19 protein-coding genes and 1 pseudogene are annotated in these 19082 nt (G+C 71.2%); 13 read left to right on the forward strand and 7 right to left on the reverse strand.

Annotation, left to right across the window (positions count from 1 at the left end):
• Window positions 1–110: 110 nt before the first annotated feature.
• The 5 genes from OG417_RS18550 to OG417_RS18570 all read left to right on the forward strand — a co-directional run bounded on the left by OG417_RS18550 (window position 111) and on the right by OG417_RS18570 (window position 4088).
• Entirely contained in the window at window positions 111–467 is a 357-nt protein-coding gene (locus tag OG417_RS18550) for a helix-turn-helix domain-containing protein (RefSeq protein WP_329257302.1), read from the forward strand.
• A 77-nt stretch (window positions 468–544) separates the two neighbouring features.
• Window positions 545–1132 (forward strand): TetR/AcrR family transcriptional regulator, encoded by a 588-nt coding sequence (locus OG417_RS18555; RefSeq protein WP_329257303.1) that lies wholly within the window; start codon window positions 545–547, stop codon window positions 1130–1132.
• Window positions 1129–1953: an alpha/beta fold hydrolase gene (locus OG417_RS18560; protein WP_329257305.1), complete on the forward strand. Its 825-nt coding sequence runs from the start codon at window positions 1129–1131 to the stop codon at window positions 1951–1953. Before OG417_RS18555 ends, OG417_RS18560 begins: the two co-directional genes overlap by 4 nt.
• 77 nt (window positions 1954–2030) lie before the next feature.
• Window positions 2031–2681, forward strand: a complete 651-nt coding sequence (locus tag OG417_RS18565) for a PadR family transcriptional regulator (protein ID WP_329257308.1) — start codon at window positions 2031–2033, stop codon at window positions 2679–2681.
• Window positions 2682–2888: 207 nt separating this feature from the next.
• Window positions 2889–4088 carry an FAD-dependent oxidoreductase gene (locus OG417_RS18570; RefSeq protein WP_329257311.1) on the forward strand — a complete coding sequence of 400 codons (1200 nt, stop codon included), beginning with the start codon at window positions 2889–2891 and terminating at the stop codon, window positions 4086–4088.
• Window positions 4089–4268: 180 nt separating this feature from the next.
• Here OG417_RS18570 and OG417_RS18575 read toward each other — a convergent pair whose 3' ends face one another.
• The 3 genes from OG417_RS18575 to OG417_RS18585 all read right to left on the reverse strand — a co-directional run bounded on the left by OG417_RS18575 (window position 4269) and on the right by OG417_RS18585 (window position 6054).
• Window positions 4269–4556, reverse strand: a complete 288-nt coding sequence (locus tag OG417_RS18575) for a winged helix-turn-helix transcriptional regulator (RefSeq protein WP_329257314.1) — start codon at window positions 4554–4556, stop codon at window positions 4269–4271.
• A gap of 79 nt (window positions 4557–4635) precedes the next feature.
• Window positions 4636–5019: a hypothetical protein gene (locus tag OG417_RS18580; protein WP_329257317.1), complete on the reverse strand. Its 384-nt coding sequence runs from the start codon at window positions 5017–5019 to the stop codon at window positions 4636–4638.
• A gap of 147 nt (window positions 5020–5166) precedes the next feature.
• Complete coding sequence (locus OG417_RS18585) at window positions 5167–6054, reverse strand: helix-turn-helix transcriptional regulator (RefSeq protein WP_329257320.1); 888 nt, start codon at window positions 6052–6054, stop codon at window positions 5167–5169.
• A gap of 304 nt (window positions 6055–6358) precedes the next feature.
• Here OG417_RS18585 and OG417_RS18590 point away from each other — a divergent pair.
• Together OG417_RS18590 and OG417_RS18595 are read left to right on the forward strand one after the other, a co-directional pair.
• Window positions 6359–7102: pseudogene (locus tag OG417_RS18590) on the forward strand (zinc-binding dehydrogenase); the annotation flags it as partial.
• A gap of 14 nt (window positions 7103–7116) precedes the next feature.
• Window positions 7117–7527, forward strand: coding sequence for a (R)-mandelonitrile lyase (locus OG417_RS18595; RefSeq protein WP_329257323.1), 411 nt, complete (start codon window positions 7117–7119; stop codon window positions 7525–7527).
• Window positions 7528–7533: 6 nt separating this feature from the next.
• On the opposite strand, the gene OG417_RS18600 is transcribed toward OG417_RS18595, so the two are convergent.
• Window positions 7534–9420, reverse strand: a complete 1887-nt coding sequence (locus OG417_RS18600; RefSeq protein WP_329257325.1) for a glycoside hydrolase family 15 protein — start codon at window positions 9418–9420, stop codon at window positions 7534–7536.
• 233 nt (window positions 9421–9653) lie between these two features.
• Here OG417_RS18600 and ppdK point away from each other — a divergent pair, with 233 nt between their 5' ends.
• Complete coding sequence (ppdK, locus tag OG417_RS18605) at window positions 9654–12305, forward strand: pyruvate, phosphate dikinase (protein WP_329257328.1); 2652 nt, start codon at window positions 9654–9656, stop codon at window positions 12303–12305.
• Between the two features lie 48 nt (window positions 12306–12353).
• Window positions 12354–13205, forward strand: coding sequence for a YdcF family protein (locus tag OG417_RS18610; protein WP_329262381.1), 852 nt, complete (start codon window positions 12354–12356; stop codon window positions 13203–13205).
• 16 nt (window positions 13206–13221) lie between these two features.
• On the opposite strand, the gene OG417_RS18615 is transcribed toward OG417_RS18610, so the two are convergent.
• Window positions 13222–14184, reverse strand: a complete 963-nt coding sequence (locus OG417_RS18615) for a zinc-binding dehydrogenase (protein WP_329257331.1) — start codon at window positions 14182–14184, stop codon at window positions 13222–13224.
• A 107-nt stretch (window positions 14185–14291) separates the two neighbouring features.
• Here OG417_RS18615 and OG417_RS18620 point away from each other — a divergent pair, with 107 nt between their 5' ends.
• Window positions 14292–14927 (forward strand): TetR/AcrR family transcriptional regulator, encoded by a 636-nt coding sequence (locus OG417_RS18620; RefSeq protein WP_329257334.1) that lies wholly within the window; start codon window positions 14292–14294, stop codon window positions 14925–14927.
• Window positions 14928–14965: 38 nt separating this feature from the next.
• Here OG417_RS18620 and OG417_RS18625 read toward each other — a convergent pair whose 3' ends face one another.
• Together OG417_RS18625 and OG417_RS18630 are read right to left on the reverse strand one after the other, a co-directional pair.
• A complete protein-coding gene (locus tag OG417_RS18625) occupies window positions 14966–15403 on the reverse strand; it encodes a helix-turn-helix transcriptional regulator (protein ID WP_329257337.1) in 438 nt (145 codons plus the stop codon).
• A gap of 75 nt (window positions 15404–15478) precedes the next feature.
• Window positions 15479–16423 carry an ABC transporter permease gene (locus OG417_RS18630; RefSeq protein ID WP_329257340.1) on the reverse strand — a complete coding sequence of 315 codons (945 nt, stop codon included), beginning with the start codon at window positions 16421–16423 and terminating at the stop codon, window positions 15479–15481.
• A 327-nt stretch (window positions 16424–16750) separates the two neighbouring features.
• On the opposite strand from OG417_RS18630, the gene OG417_RS18635 reads away from it, so the two are divergent.
• From OG417_RS18635 to OG417_RS18645, 3 genes are all read left to right on the forward strand, one after another.
• On the forward strand, window positions 16751–17758 hold the full coding sequence (locus OG417_RS18635; RefSeq protein WP_329257343.1) for a chitinase: 1008 nt from the start codon (window positions 16751–16753) through the stop codon (window positions 17756–17758).
• Window positions 17759–17838: 80 nt separating this feature from the next.
• On the forward strand, window positions 17839–18789 hold the full coding sequence (locus OG417_RS18640; RefSeq protein WP_329257347.1) for a chitinase: 951 nt from the start codon (window positions 17839–17841) through the stop codon (window positions 18787–18789).
• Between the two features lie 38 nt (window positions 18790–18827).
• Window positions 18828–19067, forward strand: a complete 240-nt coding sequence (locus tag OG417_RS18645; protein WP_329257350.1) for a hypothetical protein — start codon at window positions 18828–18830, stop codon at window positions 19065–19067.
• The last annotated feature ends 15 nt before the right edge of the window (window positions 19068–19082 follow it).

Below are 19082 nucleotides of genomic sequence, written 5' to 3' on the forward strand. Positions count from 1 at the left end.
CTCGACCTGTGGCCTTGTCTCCAGGTGGGACACCGCTCCACGGGTGGCCAGCCCTGGGTCCCGTACGTGTTCCCCGTTTTTTCAGACCGACCTCTCCCCGGAAAGAAATCGTGCTCCCCGACGAGTTCCCTCCCAACGACGATCTGCTCAAGCCGCGTGAGGTCGCCGAGTTGTTCGGCGTCCGTACGACGACGATCGCCCGCTGGGCCCGTGAGGGCCGCCTGTCGCCCCTGCGTACGCCGGGCGGCCACCGCCGCTACTCCCGCGCGAGCCTGCGCGCTCTCCTCGCCGACGCCCGAGCCGCCGACGAACCGGCCGCCGCCGACGACGCCGTACGCCTGTACGAGCAGGGCTGGAGCATCCGCCAGGTCGCCCAGCGGTTCGACGTGAGCTACGGGACGATGCGCCGCCTCCTCCTCGACAGGACCACCCTGCGCACCCGTGGCGGCCGCCTACCCGGCGACTGACGCGAAACCCGCTTGCGCGGCCGAGCCTTCTCTTCCTAGGTTTTTACCTAGAGACCCTAGGAAGCGGGAGGTGGCGCATGGTTCGTGCCGGGCTCAGTGCGGTCAGGCTCACGGAGGCGGCGGCGGAGATGGCGGACGAGGTCGGGTTCGAGCACGTCACCGTCTCGGCGCTCGCGCGCCGTTTCGGCGTGAAGGACGCCAGCCTGTACTCCCATGTGAAGAACATCCGGGACCTGCGCGTACGGGTCGCGCTGCTCGCCGGTGAGGAGATGACCGAGCGCATCGCCATCGCGGTGGCGGGGCGGGCGGGCAAGGAGGCGCTCGTCGCCTTCGCCGACGCGTACCGGCGGTACGCGCTCGACCACCCCGGCCGCTACGCGGCGACCCAGATGCGGATCACGCCGGAGGAGGCCGCCGGGTCGGTGGGGCTGCGCCGCAGCATCGAGCTGACCCACGGCATGCTCCACGCCTACGGCCTGGCCGAGCCCGACGTGACCGACGCCGGCCGCCTGCTGCGGGCCACCTTCCACGGCTACATCCACCTGGAGCTGGGCGAGGGTTTCAACCACCCTCGCGACGTCCAGGAGTCCTGGTCGCGCTCGCTCGACGCGCTTCACGTGCTCCTGGAGAACTGGCCGTCCCGACGAGAAGAAAGCACACGATGAACACGCCCCTGACCGGCACGCTCACGGTGCCCGGTGCCACCCTCCACTACGAAAAGCGCGGCAGCGGACCGGTCCTGCTGCTGATCCCCGGCGGCGCCGCCGACGCCGGGCTGTACGCGGGCATGGCCGCGGACCTGGCCACCCGGTACACCGTGGTCTCCTACGACCCGCGCGGCCTGTCCCGCAGCCCCCTCGACGGCCCCCTCGCCGACCAGGAGGTGGCCGTGTGGAGCGACGACGCCCGCCGGCTGCTCGACCTGCTCAGCCCGCACGAGGAGGTCTCCGTGCTCGGCTGCAGCTCCGGCGCCATCGTGGCGGTCGACCTGCTCGCCCGGCACCCCGGCCGGCTGCGTCGCGTCGTCGCGCACGAGCCGCCGCTGCTCGAACTCCTCGACGACCCGGCTCCGCACCGGGAGCTGTTCGCCGAAGTGCGTGAGGTCTTCCGCGCCGAAGGGGCGGGACCGGCGATGGCCCGGCTCGGCGAAGGGCTGGGGGGCCGGCCCTCGGCGGAGGCGACCGAACCGCCGCCCGAGATCCAGGAGATGGCCCCCCGGATGCACGCCAACCTGCCGGTGTTCCTGGGACACATGCTGGTCCCGTTCTCCTCGACCGTTCCCGACCTGGCCGCGCTCCGTCCCGCCGCCCGCAAGCTGGTGCCGGCGGCCGGGCGCGACTCGCGCGCCCAGGTGCCGCTGTACGGGCCGGTCGCGCGGCTCGCGGAGCTGCTCGGATCCCAGGTCGTCGAGTTCCCGGGCGGGCACCTCGGGGCGGTCGAGTCACCGAAGGAGTTCGCCAAGGAGCTTCTGGCGGTTCTCGACTGATCTCGCGCGGATCCGGCCTTGCGGGCCATTACTCGTATGCGTATATTCGTATACGAGTAAAGCGGAAGGCGGGCGTCATGGTCGAGAAGCGCAAGGTCGGCAATCTGTTGGCCCTCGCGGTGCTGGCCACGGTCTACACCCGGCCCATGCACCGGTACGAGATGGCTTCGGTGATGCGTGCCCGTGGCAAGGACCAGGACATGGACGTCAAGTGGGGCTCGCTCTACACCGTGGTCCAGAACATGACCAAGCACGGCTTCCTCGAGGTCGTCGGGACCGACCGGGCGGGCGCCCGCCCGGAGCGCACGATCTACGCGATCACCGAGGCGGGCAAGCGCGAGCTGGTCGACTGGACCCGGGAGCTGATCTCGGTGCCGCGGACCGAGCACCCGAGGTTCGCGGCGGGTCTCTCGGTGCTCGCCGTGCTGCCTCCGCAGGAGGCGATCGCCCTGCTCCAGGAGCGGCTCGGCCGCCTGGAGGAGTCGATCGGCGACCAGCGGGCGGCGCTCGCGCGGACCGGCGACGAGGGCATTCCCCGGCTGTTCCTCATCGAGAACGAGTACGGCCTGGCGATGCTCGAGGCGGAGGCGGCCTGGAGCCGCTCGCTGCTCGACGAGCTGACGTCCGGTGCGTTCCCGGGCCTCGACGTATGGCAGGCGTGGCATCAGACCGGCGAGATGCCCGACGAGATGGCGGAGATCGCCGAGAGGGGGCTGCCACCGGACTGAGGGTCGAAGGCCGGTTCCACGATCTGCCCCGGTGGCGGTGCGGCAACACCGCCACCGGGACCTTCCTCGAACCGATGCCCGCGTACACGAACCCGGCCACGAGGCGGCAACCGAAGGATATCCGGGTTCTCACGCGGGGGCGGTTCGCGCTCACCCACGAATCAGCACGTCGGCGCCCCGCGCCGGCGCACCCCACAGGAGAGAACCATGTCCAACGTACGTACCGCGGTCGTCATCGGCGGCGGGATCGCCGGTCCGGTCGTGGCCACCGCACTGGCCAAGGCGGGGATCGAGGCGACCGTCCACGAGGCGTACCCGGCGGATTCGGACGGCATCGGCGGCGCGCTCGCCCTCGCCCCGAACGGCCTCGCGGCGCTCGGCGTCATCGACGCCGACGACGTCGTCCGTGCCATCGCCGTCCCGATACGGCGGACGGCGATGACGTTCGGCAGGGGAGAGCCCCGCGCGCTGCCCGGCCTGCGGGACGTGGCGCCCCTGCAGGTGGTCGAGCGCGGCGACCTGCACCGGGTGCTGCGGCAGCGGGCGCTGGAGGCCGGTGTGCGGTTCGCGTACGGCAAGCGCCTGGTGGGCGCCGACGACGGGCCGGGCGGCGTCACCGCGCGGTTCGCCGACGGCTCCAGCGCCGACGCCGACGTCCTGATCGGGGCCGACGGCGTCCGCTCCACCGTACGGACGCTGATCGACCCGGACGCGCCCGGCCCCGACTTCACCGGCCTGCTCGGCTTCGGCGGGCACGCCGACGTCGACCTCGACCTCGAGCCCGGAACGATGACCTTCGCGTACGGCAGCCGGGCGTACTACCTGTACTGGCCGCAGCCCGGCGGCGGGATCGCATGGGGCGCCAACCTGCCCTCGCGCACGTACATGACGCTGAGCGAGGCGCGGGCGATCCCGGCGGAGAAGTGGCTGCGCACGCTGCGGGAGACGTACGCGGGCGACGTCCCGGGCGGCCGGCTGGCCGAACGCACGGTCCCGGAGACCCTGCAGGTCGTCGGGGCGCTCCACATCATGCCGCCCGTGCCGCACTGGCACCGCGGCCGCATGGTGCTGGTCGGCGACGCCGTGCACGCGCCCTCCAACAGCACCGGACAGGGCGCCTCGCTGGCCATCGAGAGTGCGATCGAACTGGCCCGCTGCCTGCGCGACCTGCCCGACCCCTCCTCGGCGTTCGCCGCGTACGAACGCCTCCGCCGTACGCGGGTCGAGAAGATCGCGGCGCGTGGCCGGAAGGTCAACAGCACCAAGACCCCGGGCCCGGTGGCGCGCCGGGCCATGTCGGTGCTGATGCCGCTCGCGTTCAAGGCCATGAACATCGAGAAGTCCATGGGCTGGGAACAGCGCCACACGATCGACTGGGACGCCCCGGTGGCGGAGACGGTGGGCTGACCCGGGTTCACGTACGGCCCGGTCCGGAACCGCTCCGGACCGGGCCGTCGCGGTGCCCGCTCAGGGGGAGAGGACGAGCCGGCGGCCCATCGGGTTCGGTCTTTCGACGGGCCGCCGGCGCAGGGGTTCCACCCCGACCACGCTCACCGCGTGAGCCCGTCCCGGGACGCGGATCGAGGCTCACCGGTCGGTGTCAGTGAGATCGCGGCTCCAGTCTCGTGCCCAGGCCAGCACCGGTTCCAGGCTGCGGACGAGGTCGTGGCCGGTCGCGGTCAACACATAGCCGTCGCTGACCCGCTCGACGATCCGGGCTTCGGTGAGTTCACCCAATCGCCGGGTGAGCACGCTCGACGAGAGATCGTCGCAGGCGGCGCGCAGCCCGCGGAAGGTCAGCGGCCGGGCGGCCTGCTCGAGTTCCCAGATGACCCGCAGCGTCCACCGCCGCCCCACCAGGTCGAACAGGGCCATGATCGGCCGCCCGGTCGTCGACCCGCGAACGGGCCGTCCGGGCCGTGGTGTGGTCGCCATCGCTCGCGTACCGCCGCGCTCACGCCCGGGCCGGCAGCGGCGAGCGTTCCAACGCCTCCCGCATTCCGCCGATCGCCGTCCTCAGCGCCGCGTACGGCCGCAGGAACAGGGTCACGTGCGTCAGTTCCCCCGTTTCGGTCCGCTCCTCACGCACGATGCCCTGCACCTGCCGATCGCCGACGCGGGCGGTGAAGGCGTACACGCCGTCGCGCTCGTCGCCGTACGCTCCGGTCTGGTCGACCTCTTCGAGCAATTCGGCGATCAACCCGAGGAGGTGCGACGCGTTCGGACGGCCGTGGTAGTCGGCGACCGGACTCGAGAACGTCACGGCCTCGGCCAGGACGTCGTGGAGCGAGTCGCCGTCACCCGACCGCCAGGCGGCCAAGACCGAAGAGTCATTCATGCCTCTAATATAGAGGCACCGTCACTTCCTCGGCCTGGTGTCCGAGCAGAGGGCTCGACGAGATCTGGCCCGGTCCCGGAGGCGAAGCCCCGGAGGCGTACGCCTGGTAGAGCCGCGCCGCGACCCGTCTCTCGGGCTGCGTGGGGTTCAGCCGGTGGATCGGCGCGTGGGTGAGCCGGCCTGTTCGGTGGCGGCCCAGGAGGCGAGCAGGCGCAGGGCCTCCTCGGAGGGCGATCCGGGTTCGGCGGTGTAGACGGTGAGGGTGAGGCCGGGTTCGGCGGCCATCTCCAGGCCCTCGTAGGCCAGAGTGAGCTCGCCGACGACCGGGTGATGGAACCGCTTGGTGCCGGTGCCGTGGTGGCGGACGTTGTGGGCGCCCCAGCGGGTGCGGAACTCCTCGCTGCGGGTGCACAGCTCGCCGACGAGGTCGTGCAGGTCCTTGTCGTGGGGGTTGCGGCCGGCTTCGGTGCGCAGGATGGCCACCGCCATGTCGGCGAAGAGGTCCCAGTCGGGGTAGAAGCGCCGCGAGGCGGGGTCGAGGAAGTTGAAGCGGGCGAGGTTCGCCTGGTTGCCGGGGTCGGCGTAGATGTCGCCGTAGAACGCGCGGCCGAGCTGGTTGGTCGCGAGAACGTCCATGCGGGCGTTGCGCACGAACGCGGGCCCGGCGGTGATCGCGTCGAGGGTCCACTGCAGGCTGCGGTGCGGCGTCCACTGCCGTGCTGGGCGGCGCCGGGGGCGGGTGAGGGCGTCCGACCCGTCGGCGGCCTGGGCCAGATTGAGGAGATGGGCGCGTTCGGCGTCGTCCAGTTGCAGGGCGCGGGCGACGGCCTCCAGAACGGCCGGGGAGACACCGGCGAGGTCGCCGCGCTCGAGTTTCGCGTAGTACTCGACGCTCATGTCGGCCAGGGCCGCGACCTCGCTCCTGCGCAGCCCCGGCACGCGCCGCCTGCTCCCGCTGGGCAGCCCGGCCCGCTCCGGAGTGATCTTCGCTCGCCGCGAGGTGAGGAACTCGCGGACCTCGTCACGGTTGTCCACACCTCGACCGTACGACCTGCGCGCCGTGGGAGGGGTGTACCGGGAGTACACCTCTCGCTGGTGACTCGCTGACCGCGCGCAGAGCCGGTTACCTGGAGGACGTGGCACTTCCCACCTGCGGCGCGACGGCGCCGCGTCCGGGGGAGCGCCCGCCCGGGACGCGCGTACGAGGACGGCGCCGCCGCCCTCGAACCCCCCGGTACACGACCGCATACGGGCACCAGCGGCGTGCCCTTTCCTCACCGGACAAGGAGCCCCCCATGCGCGGAGCAGTGATCCACGCTCCCGGCGATGTGCGCTTCCCTGCGCGAACTGCCGCAACGGCTTCCAGTCCAACTGCCTCGACCGGGAGTTCATGAGCACCTGCCAGGCGGAGTACGTGCGCATCCCCAACGCCCACGGCACCCTGGTCGCCACCGAGGAGGTGCCGGGCGAAGAGTTCTGGCCCGGCCTGCTGGCCGTCTCCGACGTCATGGGCACCGGCTGGTGGGCGGCCGAGGCCGCGGAGGTGAAGCCGGGCTCCACCGCCGTGGTGGTCGGCGACGGGGCGGTGGGCCTGTGCGCGGTGATCGCCGCGAAGGAGATGGGCGCGGAGCGGATCATCGCGATGAGCCGCCACGAGAGCCGCCAGAACCTCGCCCGGGAGTTCGGCGCCACCGACATCGTCACCGAGCGCGGCGACGAGGGCGTCGCCCGCGTCAAGGACCTCACCGGCGGGATCGGCGCCGACGCGGTGCTGGAATGCGTGGGCACCGCCCAGGCGATGCGGCAGGCCCTGGGCTCGGCGCGGCCGGGCGGCGACGTCGGCTTCGTCGGCGTCCCCCACGAGGTGCAGGTCGACGGCCAGGAGCTCTTCCACTCCCACGTCGGCCTCCGCGGCGGCCCCGCCCCCGTACGCCGCTACCTGCCCGACCTGATCGACCGCGTCCTGTCGGGCCGGATCGACCCGGGCAGGGTCTTCGACCTCACCCTGCCCCTGGAACAGGTCGCCGAGGGCTACAAGGCCATGGACGAGCGGCGCGCCGTCAAGGCGCTCCTCAAGCCCTGACAGAGAGAACGACCATGCAGATCACCCGAAGCTCGATCGACACCGTCAAGGGCCCGGCCGACTGGTTCACCGGCGACGTCTACATCGACACCGTCGCCGCCGCACCCGAACCGTCCCGGGTCAGCGCGAGCCTGGTGCACTTCACCCCCGGCGCGCGCACCCACTGGCACCGCCACCCGCTGGGCCAGACCGTCTTCGTCACCGAGGGGGTCGGCCTGTGCCAGCGCCGGGGCGGCCCCATCGAGGTCATCCGCCCCGGCGACCGCGTCCTGTTCGAGGCCGGTGAGGAGCACTGGCACGGCGCCGCCCCGAACCGGCTGATGGTCCACCTGGCCATCAACGAGAGCGACGCCGACCACGACGTCGTGCACTGGCTGACCCCCGTCACCGACGAGGAGTACGCCACCGCCCCACCTCGAACGTGAGGGCGGTCAGACGAAGGGGGCGCGGGGTTCGCGGCGTTCGGCGCGGATGACCATCATCACCGCGTTGATCAGGGCCAGGTGGGTGAAGGCCTGCGGGAAGTTGCCCAGGTGGCGGCCGCTGTGCACGTCGATCTCCTCGGCGTACAGCTGGAGCGGGCTGGCGTAGGACAGGATCTTCTCGCACAGGGCGATCGCGCGGTCCAACTCGCCGATCAGCACGAACGCCGAGACGAGCCAGAACGAGCACATCGTGAAGGTGCCCTCGCGGCAGCCGCCGAAGCCGTCGTCGGTCTCGTGGGGCCAGTAGCGGTAGACCAGGTCGTCCTCGGTCAGCTCGTCGGCGATCGCGAAGACGGTCGCGCGGACCCGTGGGTCGTCCGGGGGCAGGAAGCCGACCAGCGGGATCAGCAGCGCCGACGCGTCGAGTGCGGTCGTGTCGTAGTGCTGGACGAACACCCCGCGCTCGTCGACGGCGTTCGCCAGGATGTCGGTGTGGATCTCGTCGGCGGCCTCCTGCCACTCCATCGCCCGGTCGGTGTCGCCACGGATCAGCGCGAGCTGCGCGCCGCGGTGGGCGGCCACCCAGCAGAAGAGCTTGGAGGAGGTGAAGTGCCTGCGCTCGCCGCGCACCTCCCACATGCCGTGGTCCGGCTCGCGCCAGTGCGCCAGGGCGACCTCGACCTGCTTGACGATGATCGACCAGAGCCGGTCGTCGAGCCGGTCGCGCTTGCGGACGTACAGGAAGATCGAGCCGATGATGCCGCCCCACACGTCGTGCTGTCCTTGCAGGTAGGCGCCGTTCCCGACGCGTACGGGACGGGCGCCGTCGTATCCGGTGAGGTGGTCGAGGACGGTCTCCTCCAGGTTCGCGCGGCCGTCGACCCCGTACATGATCTGCACGTGCCCGCCGGCGGCCTCGGCGACGTCGGCGATGAAGTAGAAGAAGTCGTTGGCCTCCCAGTCGAAGCCGAGCGTGTAGAAGGCCCACAGGGCCATCGTCGCGTCGCGGATCCAGGTGAAGCGGTAGTCCCAGTTGCGGTCGGCCCCCGGCTTCTCGGGCAGTGACGTGGTCGGTGCGGCGACGACCGCGCCGGTCGGCGCGTACGTCAGGCCCTTGAGGGTGAGCGCGCTGCGCTGGAGGTGGCCACGCCAGGGGTGGTCGGGGAACCTGCCGCGGTCCAGCCAGTGCTGCCAGTGGTGCACGGTCCAGATCAGCCGGCTCTGCGCCTCGTCGTAGGTCTTCGGCGGCGGGTGCTCGCTCCAGGAGAGCGTGACGAAACGGGTGTCGCCCTGTTTGAGGAGCGTACGGGCGGTGGCGAGGGAGCTTTCGAAACCGACGTTCATGTCGGTGGCCAGCCGCAGCTCGACACCGTCGGCGGAGGCGACCGCCTCGTGGTAGCCCGGCCCGGCGTACTCCCAGGCGGCCGGCACCCGGCCGTAGTCGAACACCGGCAGGCAGTCCAGGCGCAGCTGGACCTGGCCGTTCACGCAGCGGATCATGCGCAGGAGCACGTGGTCGGCGTCGTAGTCGGTGGGCGCGCGCCGGTGCGTGTGCGAACGCTCGGTCTCGTGGTGCCAGGGGCCCATCAGCAGGGTGTCGAGGACGACCAGCCAGCCGCCGGGCGTCCACCAGGTGGTCTCCACCACCAGCGTGCCGGGGATGTAGCGGCGGGCGGCGGGCACGTCCACGCCGGCCGGGCCCACGCGGAAGTAGCCGGCGTCCCGGTCGAGCAGCGAGCCGAACACACTCGGGGAGTCGAACTTCGGCAGGCACATCCACTCCACGTTGCCGCTCGGTGCGAGCAGCGCGGTGGTCTCGGCGTCGGACAAGAAGCCGTACTCCGCGATGGGGGCGAAGGGCTCGCCCGTGCCCCCGTCCGTCACGGGCCTCATGGCGGCATCATCCCCAGAGAGGGGCGCGGGTATGTCCATACTCGCAGCCGCCCGAAAGTAGATCATCCTCGGGGGTTATTTGGGTATATCGCCGGGAATGTCGGTATTGGAATAGACCACTTTGCCTACTCTGACCTGCGGAAATAACCATGAAAGCCGACAGTGACGGGCGAATCACGGAGAGGTGGGTAGAGTCACCGCATTCGTCGCGCCGGGAGTGAGGAAGCGTCCCAATGCCGAAGTATGTGTACGACTTCACCGAGGGCAACAAGGATCTCAAAGACCTGCTTGGTGGCAAAGGCGCCAACCTCGCCGAGATGACCAACCTGGGCCTGCCCGTGCCGCCCGGATTCACGATCACTTCGGAGGCCTGCCGCTACTACCTGGACCACGAGGCCATGCCCGAGGGGCTCGACGCGGAGGTGGGCCGCCACCTGGAGGCGCTGGAGCGGGAGATGGGCAAGCGCCTCGGCCAGCCGGACGACCCGCTGCTGGTCAGTGTCCGCTCCGGGGCGAAGTTCTCGATGCCCGGCATGATGGAGACGGTCCTCAACGTGGGGCTGAACGACGAGTCGGTGCACGGCCTCGCCGAACGCTCCGGCAACGAGCGGTTCGCCTGGGACTCCTACCGCCGGCTGATCCAGATGTTCGGCAAGACCGTGCTGGACATCGACGGCGACCTGTTCGAGACGGCCATCGACGAGGCGAAGGCGGCCAAGGGCGTCGAGTCCGACCTCGACCTGGACACGGATGACTTCAAGGGCCTGGTCGCGACGTACAAGACGATCGTCCGGGAGCACGCCGGGCGGGAGTTCCCCACCGACCCGCGCGAGCAGATGGACCTGGCGATCAAGGCGGTCTTCGGCTCCTGGAACGCCCCTCGCGCCATCCTCTACCGCCGGCAGGAGCGCATCCCGGCCGACCTCGGCACCGCGGTCAACATCGTCGCCATGGTCTTCGGCAACCTGGGCATGGACTCCGGCACCGGCGTGGCCTTCACCCGCGACCCGGCCTCCGGCCAGCAGGGCATCTACGGCGACTACCTCCAGAACGCCCAGGGCGAGGACGTCGTCGCCGGCATCCGCAGCACCGTGCCGCTGGCCGAGCTCGAACAGATCGACAAGAAGTCCTACGCCGAGCTTCTGCAGATCATGGAGACGCTCGAGAACCACTACCGCGACCTGTGCGACATCGAGTTCACCATCGAGGGCGGCAAGCTCTGGATGCTCCAGACCCGCGTGGGCAAGCGGACCGCGGCCGCGGCGTTCCGCATCGCCACCCAGCTCGTCGACCAGGAGCTCATCGACGAGGACGAGGCCGTACGCCGCGTGACCGGCGACCAGCTCGCGCAGCTGATGTTCCCCCGGTTCGGCGAGGTCGCCGACGACGTCAAGAAGATCACCGAGGGCATGGGCGCCTCGCCCGGCGCCGCCGTCGGCAAGGCCGTGTTCAGCTCCGGCCGCGCCGTCGAGCTGGCCGACGACGGCGAGGACGTCATCCTCCTGCGCCGCGAGACCAGCCCGGACGACCTCGACGGCATGATCGCCGCCCGCGGCATCCTCACCTCCCGCGGCGGCAAGACCTCGCACGCGGCGGTGGTCGCCCGCGGCATGGGCAAGACCTGCGTGTGCGGCGCGGAGGAACTGGAGATCGACGTCAAGGCCCGCCAGGCGACCGCGCCCGGCGGCGTGACGATCAAAGAGGGCGACGTGATCTCCATCGACGGCACCACCGGCGCCGTCTACCTCGGCGAGGTCGCGGTCGTGGACTCGCCGGTGGTCCAGTACTTCGAGGGCACGCTCGCGGCCTCCGACGGCGACGAGCTGGTCGCGTCGGTGGACCGGCTCATGCGCCACGCCGACTCCCGGCGCCGCCTGGCCGTACGCGCCAACGCCGACAACGGCGAGGACGCCGCCCGCGCCCGCAGGTTCGGCGCGCAGGGGATCGGGCTGTGCCGGACCGAGCACATGTTCCTCGGCGAGCGCCGCCAGTACGTCGAGGACCTCATCCTCGCCGAGACCAAGGAGGACCGCAGCGCCGCCCTGCGGGCCCTGGAGCCGCTGCAGAAACAGGACTTCAAGGAGATCTTCGCGGCGATGGACGGCCTGCCGGTGACGATCCGGCTGATCGACCCGCCGCTGCACGAGTTCCTGCCCGACCTGACCGACCTGACCGTACGGGTCGCCACCGGAGACGCCTCCTCCGACGACGAGCGGCTGCTGGAGGCGGTGCGCCGGCTGCACGAGCAGAACCCCATGCTCGGCCTGCGCGGCGTACGGCTCGGCGTGGTGATCCCCGGCCTGTTCGGCATGCAGGTACGCGCGATCGCCGAGGCGGCGGCCGAGCTCAAGGAGGCCGGCAAGGAGCCGCACGCGGAGATCATGATTCCGCTCGTCGGCGCCGTGCAGGAGCTGGAGTACATCCGCGAGGAGGCCGAGAAGGTGCTCGCCGACGTCGGCGTCGAGGCGCTGATCGGCACGATGATCGAGCTGCCCCGCGCCGCGATGACGGCCGGGCAGATCGCCGAGGCCGCCGAGTTCTTCTCCTTCGGCACCAACGACCTCACCCAGACCACGTGGGGCTTCTCACGCGACGACGTGGAGTCGGCGTTCTTCGGCCGCTACCTCGAACTCGGCATCTTCGGCGTCTCCCCGTTCGAGACCCTCGACGTCGACGGGGTCGGGCGGCTGGTGCGCATCGCCGCGGAGGAGGGCCGGGCGACGCGACCAGGCCTCAAGCTGGGCATCTGCGGCGAACACGGCGGTGACCCGGAGTCGGTCCACTTCTTCCACGAGGTCGGCCTGGACTACGTCTCCTGCTCGCCGTTCCGCATCCCCGTGGCACGCCTGGAGGCGGGCCGCGCGGCGATACAGTCGAAGGGGTAGCGAGCGTCACCGAACCATCGGCCCGTCACACTCGTCTGACCGGTCGTGATGGATGGAGGAGCGATCACCGGACGACCGGACGGCACCGAACCGACCCTTGAGATCCGCCGGGAGACCGGCGGGTCACCGCGCACGCGGGTCGACCTGCCCCGGCGGCAGGCCGACCCGACACGCGAGGATCTGCCCCGGCGGCCCCGCGCCGTGCCGGAGGCGGACGAGCCCCTGGTCCCGTACGACGAGCCCCGCGGCCCGTACGAGGAGGGCGGTGGGGGTGAGCGGCGTCGGCGGCGCGGGCCGTGGCGCTGGGTGGTGCGGACCTTCTTCCTGATCGTCGCGATCGTGGTCGGCACGCCGCTGGCCGCCGGCTTCTACGTCTGGTACGTCGCGCGGGAGGACGTCCGTACGCACTCGGACGCGATCATCGTGCTGGGCGCCACCCAGAACAACGGGACCCCCGGCGACGTGCTCGAATGGCGGCTGCGGCACGCCCTCACCCTCTACAAGGACGGTGTCGCGCCGCACATCCTGACGGTCGGCGGCAACCAGCCGGGTGACCACTACACCGAGGCGGGCACCGGGAAGACCTGGCTCAACGAGCACGGCGTGCCGGCGAGCCGGCTGGTCGCCGTGCCGACGGGCAAGGACACGCTGCAGAGCATGGTCGCGGCGGGGGAGGAGTTCCGTAAGCTCCACTGGCACACCGCGGTCATCGTCACCGACCCGCCGCACGAGCTGCGCTCCCGCACCATGGCACGTGCCAACGGGATCAAGGCGGTGACGTCGCCGACGCGCAGCGGCCCGATGGTCTACTCGCGCGACACGCAGGTCCAGTACATCATGCGCGAGACCGGCGGCTACCTGTACTTCCAGCTGATCGGCCGCTGGCGCGACGAACCCTAGAGGGAGCGGGCGAGGGTCATGGCGTCAGCACGATGCGGCCGAACACCTCGCCGGCGTCCATCTTCCGGTGCGCCGACACGGCCCGGTCCAGCGGCAGCAGCTCGTGCACGACCATCTCCAGCTCGCCACGGCCCGCGGCGGCGAACTGCCCGGCCCTCACGGCACGCCGATCGGACACCGGCACGGTGTCGGCGCTGAAGGTGGCGAACGACATCGACTTGCGGAACGCCGCCATCATCGTCATGCCGAAGTCCGCCGGCGGCGGACCCCCGACCATGCCGACGGCCACCATGCGCCCGTTCGGGTTGAGCCTGGCGAAGAACGAAGGCAGGTCCGCTCCGGCGACGATGTCGACGATGACGTCGTAGCCCGGGGGAGCGTCCGCGTCTCCCTCGCCGGAGCGGTCCAGCACGTGGGTCGCGCCGAGCTTGCGCAGGCGATCGCCGCGCTCGGCCGAGGACGTCGTGACCGCCACCGCGCCGGCCCCACCACGAGCGGCGAGCTGGACCGTCGTGACCCCGATGCTGCCGGCCGCGCCGCGGACCAGCACCGACTCTCCGGGGGCGAAGTGGGCATGGGCGAGGGCGAAGTGGGCCACCACCCCCGAGCCTCCGAGCGTCACCGCGTCGACGGCCGACAGGCCCGCCGGCAGGGGGAGGACCTCCTCGATCGAGGCGACCGCCTGTTCGACGTAGCCGCCGCCCACGCCGGTGAACGCCCACACGCGCCGGCCGATCCATGACGTGTCGACGCCGTCGCCGACCGCCGTCACGGTGCCCGCCACCTCGCTGCCGGGGATGTGGCCCTCCGCGAAGCCGTAGTCGGCGAGGGCACCGCTCCGGATCAGGACGTCGACGCCGCCGACACCGATCGCCTCAGTGGCGATCAGTACCTGTCCGCCGGCGGGGGCCGGGACCGGGAGGTCGATGACCGCCAGGCCCGAGGGACTTCCGAACGACTGGATCGCTACCGCCTTCAATGCTCGCCTCCATGTACCGGGTTCACGCGGCGTTCTGGGATCACGCAGCGTTTCCATCCGTCCGGACGCTAACGGACGCCCCCGTCCGGTTGGCTAAAGTGAGAGCGGTGACCGACCGTTTGCCTCACATGCTGCGCTCCGACGCCCTGGACAACCGTGAGCGCATCCTCGATGCGGCCCGCGCGCTGTTCGCCGCGGAAGGTCTGAACGTGCCCATGCGGGAGATCGCCCGGCGTGCCGGGGTCGGCCCCGCCACCCTCTACCGCCGGTTTCCGACCAAGCAGCTGCTGCTCACCGAGGCGTTCACGGACGAGATGCGGGCGTGTCACGCCATCGTCGAGGAGGGCCTCGCCGAGCCCGATCCGTGGCGCGGCTTCTGCCTGCTGCTGGAGAGGATCTGCGAACAGCACGCGCGCAACCGGGGCTTCACCGCCGCCTTCATGTCGGCCCTCCCCGATGCCATGGACTTCGCCGCGGACCGCGAACGGGTGCTGAAGTCGATCGCCGAACTGGCCGGCCGTGCCAAGGAGACCGGCCGGCTACGCCCCGACTGGGTGCTGGACGACCTGTTCCTCATGCTCATGGCCAACCGGGGCATCCACGCCCCCTCGACGGCCGCCCGGGTCGCGGCCTCCCGGCGCTTCGCCGCGCTCATGATCCAGGCGTTCCAGGTCTCCCCGGAGCGCTCGCCGCTACCGCCGGTGGCCCGGTTGGCGCCCCTGGAGCCACGCGAGAACGCCTGACGGCGACATCGAGCGTCGCGGTCTCTGGAGTGAGTGCGCTAGGCGGCCGCTTCTCGGTCTTTGCCCGTCGCGCCCCGGGTGGGCCGGGTGGGCCGGGTGGCGACCTTCGCCACGCAGGCGGGCATGGCCGCCATGGCGCCGTGCTCGCGGAGCCGGTAGGCGCTCGGCGTCTCTCCCACGATCTCGGTGAACCGGGAGCTGAACGAGCCCAGCGAGGTGCAGCCGACCGTCATGCACGCGTCGGTCACGCTCATCCCCGCGCGCAGCAGCGCCATCGCCCGCTCGATCCGGCGGGTCATGAGGTAGCTGTACGGGGTCTCGCCGTAGGCCGCCCGGAACTGCCGCGCGAAGTGCGCCGGTGACATGAGCGCCTGCCGGGCCATGGTCGCGACGTCGAGCGGACGTGCGTACTCCCGGTCGATCAGATCCCGCGCGCGACGCAGGTGCGCGAGCTTGGCGAGGTCCTGTGCGGCCATGGCAGGAGAGTACCAATCCGCACCGTCAAAGCGCCGCTGACCTGTTAGGACGGATTCTTTCCCGGAGGTCGCACGTCAGGTGAGGCGTACGCGGGGGTCGAGGAGGGCGTAGGCGGCGTCGACGAGGATGTTGGCGACCACGGTGCCCAGGGCGGCGAGCAGCACGACGGCCATGATGACCGGCAGGTCGCCGGAGGTCATCGACCGTACGGTGAGCTCGCCCATGCCCTGCAGGCCGAAGACGGTCTCGGTGACCAGGGCGCCGCCCAGCACCGCCCCGAGGTCCATGCCGAACTGCGTGACGATCGGCGTCAGTGCCGATCGCAGGCCGTGGCGGTAGACCACCCGGCGTTCGGACAGGCCTTTCGCGCGTGCCGTACGGACGTAGTCCTCATCGAGCACGTCCAGCAGCGAGCCACGGGTCAGCCGGGTGTAGACGGCCGACTGCAGCAGCGCACCCGTGATCCACGGAAGCATCAGGTGGTAGAACCACTCCACCGGGTCCTCGTGGAGCGGGACGTACCCGCCGAGGGGGAAGACCGGCAGCTTGAAGGCCAGCAGGTAGAGCAAGGTCGCCGCGGTGACGAAGACCGGCACGGACATGCCCAGGATCACGAGCAGTGTGATGCCCCGGTCCATGACGGAGCGCGCCCGGGTCGCGCTGACGACCCCGGTGACCACCCCGGTGAGGAGCCACAGCACGGCGGCGCCGCAGACCAGCGACACGGTGACCGGCAGCGCGTTCTCGATCAGCCCGCCGACCGGGCTGCGGGTGGCGTACGAGTAGCCGAGGTCGCCCGACAGCAACCGCGTCACGAAGTGCCAGTACTGCAGCGGCAGGGGTTCGTCCAGGCCCATCCGGTGGCGGAGCAGCGCGAGCGTCTCCGGGGTGGCGGACTTGCCGGCGAACCGTGCGGCCGGGTCGCGGGAGGTGGCGAAGAACAGCAGGAACACGACGGTGGTGACGAGCCACATGACGAGCACGCCGGACAGGACCCGGCGGATCAGGAAACGAAGCATCGCCCGCGGCCTCCCGTCCGGGGAACAGCGCCATCCACCGACCTCCAGCCGATCAAACCATACGTCGCCGCCGAACGGGGCCTCCATCCCCGGCCCGTTCGGTTCACGCCCGAGGACCGTCCACCGGCCGCGCGCCCGGAGCGCCGATGGGCACGATTCTTAGGAAACTTTCCTTTTAGATATTGACGGATCCTGACCGGATCTAGTGCACTCTTGTCAATGCCGCGTCGGCACGGTGCGGGTACGGGGGCGCGCCCGGACGCCGCGACAGCGACTGCCACCCGCGACCCCTGCCCGCCCTCGTGCGGGCGCCCGCAAGGAGGACTCGTGCGTGTCCGCCACCGCGCATGGGCGGCCCTGGCCGCCTGCCTGCTGCTCCTCACCGCCCGCCCCGCATCCGCCTCGTCCGCTCCCCGTGCGGCGGCGGCTCCGCTGCGCGCCGCGCCGTACTTCATGCCGCTGGACAACGACCCCCAGCCGATCTCCGAGATCACCGGCAACGTCCGGCAGCTCATCCTGGCCTTCGTGCTCGCCCCGTCCGGTGGCGGCTGCACGCCGACCTGGGACGGCACGCGATCCGCGCTGAACGACACCACCGTGAAGGCCGACGTCGACGCGGTACGCGCGGCCGGCGGTGACGTCGCGGTGTCCTTCGGCGGCTACAACGGCGTCGAGCTCGGCGCCGCCTGCCCGGACGCCTCCTCGCTCGCGCAGGCGTACCAGCAGGTCATCGATGCGTACGGGCTCACGCACATCGACCTGGACATCGAGGGCGACGACCTCGGCGACGTCGCCGGAGAGACACGCCGGTTCCAGGCCGTACGGATGCTGAAGCAGAACGCCGCCGCCGCGGGGCGCGCCCTCGACGTCTCCCTGACCATGCCCGTGACCACGGTCGGGCTGAGCGACCTGGACCGGGCCGAGATCCAGCGGGCGAAGGACAACGGCGCGGACATCGACACGTACGCGGTCATGGCGTTCGACTACGGCGGTCCCGCGGCGACCATGGCGGCCGACGTGGAGAAGGTGATGGAGGCCGCGCACGCCCAGCTCGCCGCGCTGCGGCCCGACCTGTCCTCCGACGAGATCTACGCCCGAACCGGCCTGACGCTCATGAACGGCCACACCGACCAGCCCAGCGAGCTGTTCACCACCGGCACGTTCACCACACTGCTCGGCTACGCGAGCGCCCACCACCTCGCCCGGCTGTCGTTCTGGTCCCTCAACCGGGACCGCGCGTGCACCGGAAACGTCGGCTGGGTCGACGGCGCGTGCAGCGGCGTGGACCAGCAGCCGTACGACTTCGCCCGGATCGTCGCCCGGTTCACCGGCTGAGCCCCGGTTCCCGGTCGCGGCGTCCCGCCAGGCCGCGGCCGGGAACCGGTCATCCCCCGCATCGAAAGGTTCCCCGCCCCATGAAGAGAGTCATCCTCGGAGCACTCCTGCTGCCCCTCGCCCTCCTGCTGTCGCCCGCCGCGCCGGCGCACGCCGCCGCGGGCTCCGGGCGGTTCTCCCCGTACGTGGACATCACGATGGCCACGCCCACGCTTCGGGACGTGGCGAACGCGACCGGCCAGAAACACTTCACGCTCGCCTTCGCCCTGGCCGACAGCGCCGGCTGCGACCCGTCCTGGGGCGGCACGGTGGCGCTGAACGACTCGCGTGTCATCGGTGAGGTCAACGACCTCAAGGGCGTCGGCGGCGACGTGACCGTGGCCACCGGCGGCGCCGCCGGGCCGTACCTGGAGAACACCTGCTCCTCCAGCGCCGCGCTGGAGGACGCGTACAAGAAGGCGCTGGACGCCGTGGGCGGCAACCGCCTGGACGTCGACGTGGAGGCCGCGATCCCGGTGGCGACCGTGAACACGGCGCTCAAGCAGCTGCAGAGCGAGCGCGGCACCGCCATCACCTACACGCTGCGGGTCCAGGGCCAGGACTACGGTGTGGACCCGTTCTCGGTGCAGATCCTGCAGGACGCCGCCTCCCGCGGGCTGAACGTCACGGTCAACCCGATGCTGATGGACTTCGGCTACACGGGCGACTGGGGCAGCGCGATAATCTCGGCCGCGAACGCGACGCTGGCCCAGATGAAGCAGATCTGGCCGGGAAAGAGCGACGCGGACCTGAAGGGCATGCTGGGCCTGACCCCGATGATCGGCAAGAACGACACGGGCCCGACGACCACCCAGGCCATCGCCCGCCAGGTGCTGAGCTACGCCCAGTCGAACCACGTGGGCTACATCGGCTTCTGGTCGGTCGGCCGGGACAACGGCGGCTGCCCGAACGGCAGCGTGTCCCCGACGTGCAGCGGCATCAGCCAGAGCACCTACGAGTTCACCGACATTTTCACGGGTTTCACCGGGTAGGTCGGTTCCGGCCTAGCAAAACCGTTCTGTTCGGTCCGGTGGCGACCGGTGCGCGCACCGACATGGGGATCGTCCCCAGGTTGGTCACCGAGCACCACCTTCGCGCCCGCTGCGACAGGCCGGCCGACGTCCTGGCCACCTCACTGGCACGGCGGTCCGTCCTGTGCGGCCTGATCAGCGCCCAGAGCGCGGTGCTGGAGCGCAACATCGTGGTGCGCCGCACGACGGAGGTGACCATCTCCGGACTCCTCGCACGCCGGCGGAAAGAGGACGCGTGAGGGCCGCCGTGCGTC

The sequence above is a fragment of the Actinoallomurus sp. NBC_01490 genome (assembly GCF_036227085.1).
In the GTDB taxonomy this organism is placed as follows: domain Bacteria; phylum Actinomycetota; class Actinomycetes; order Streptosporangiales; family Streptosporangiaceae; genus Actinoallomurus; species Actinoallomurus oryzae.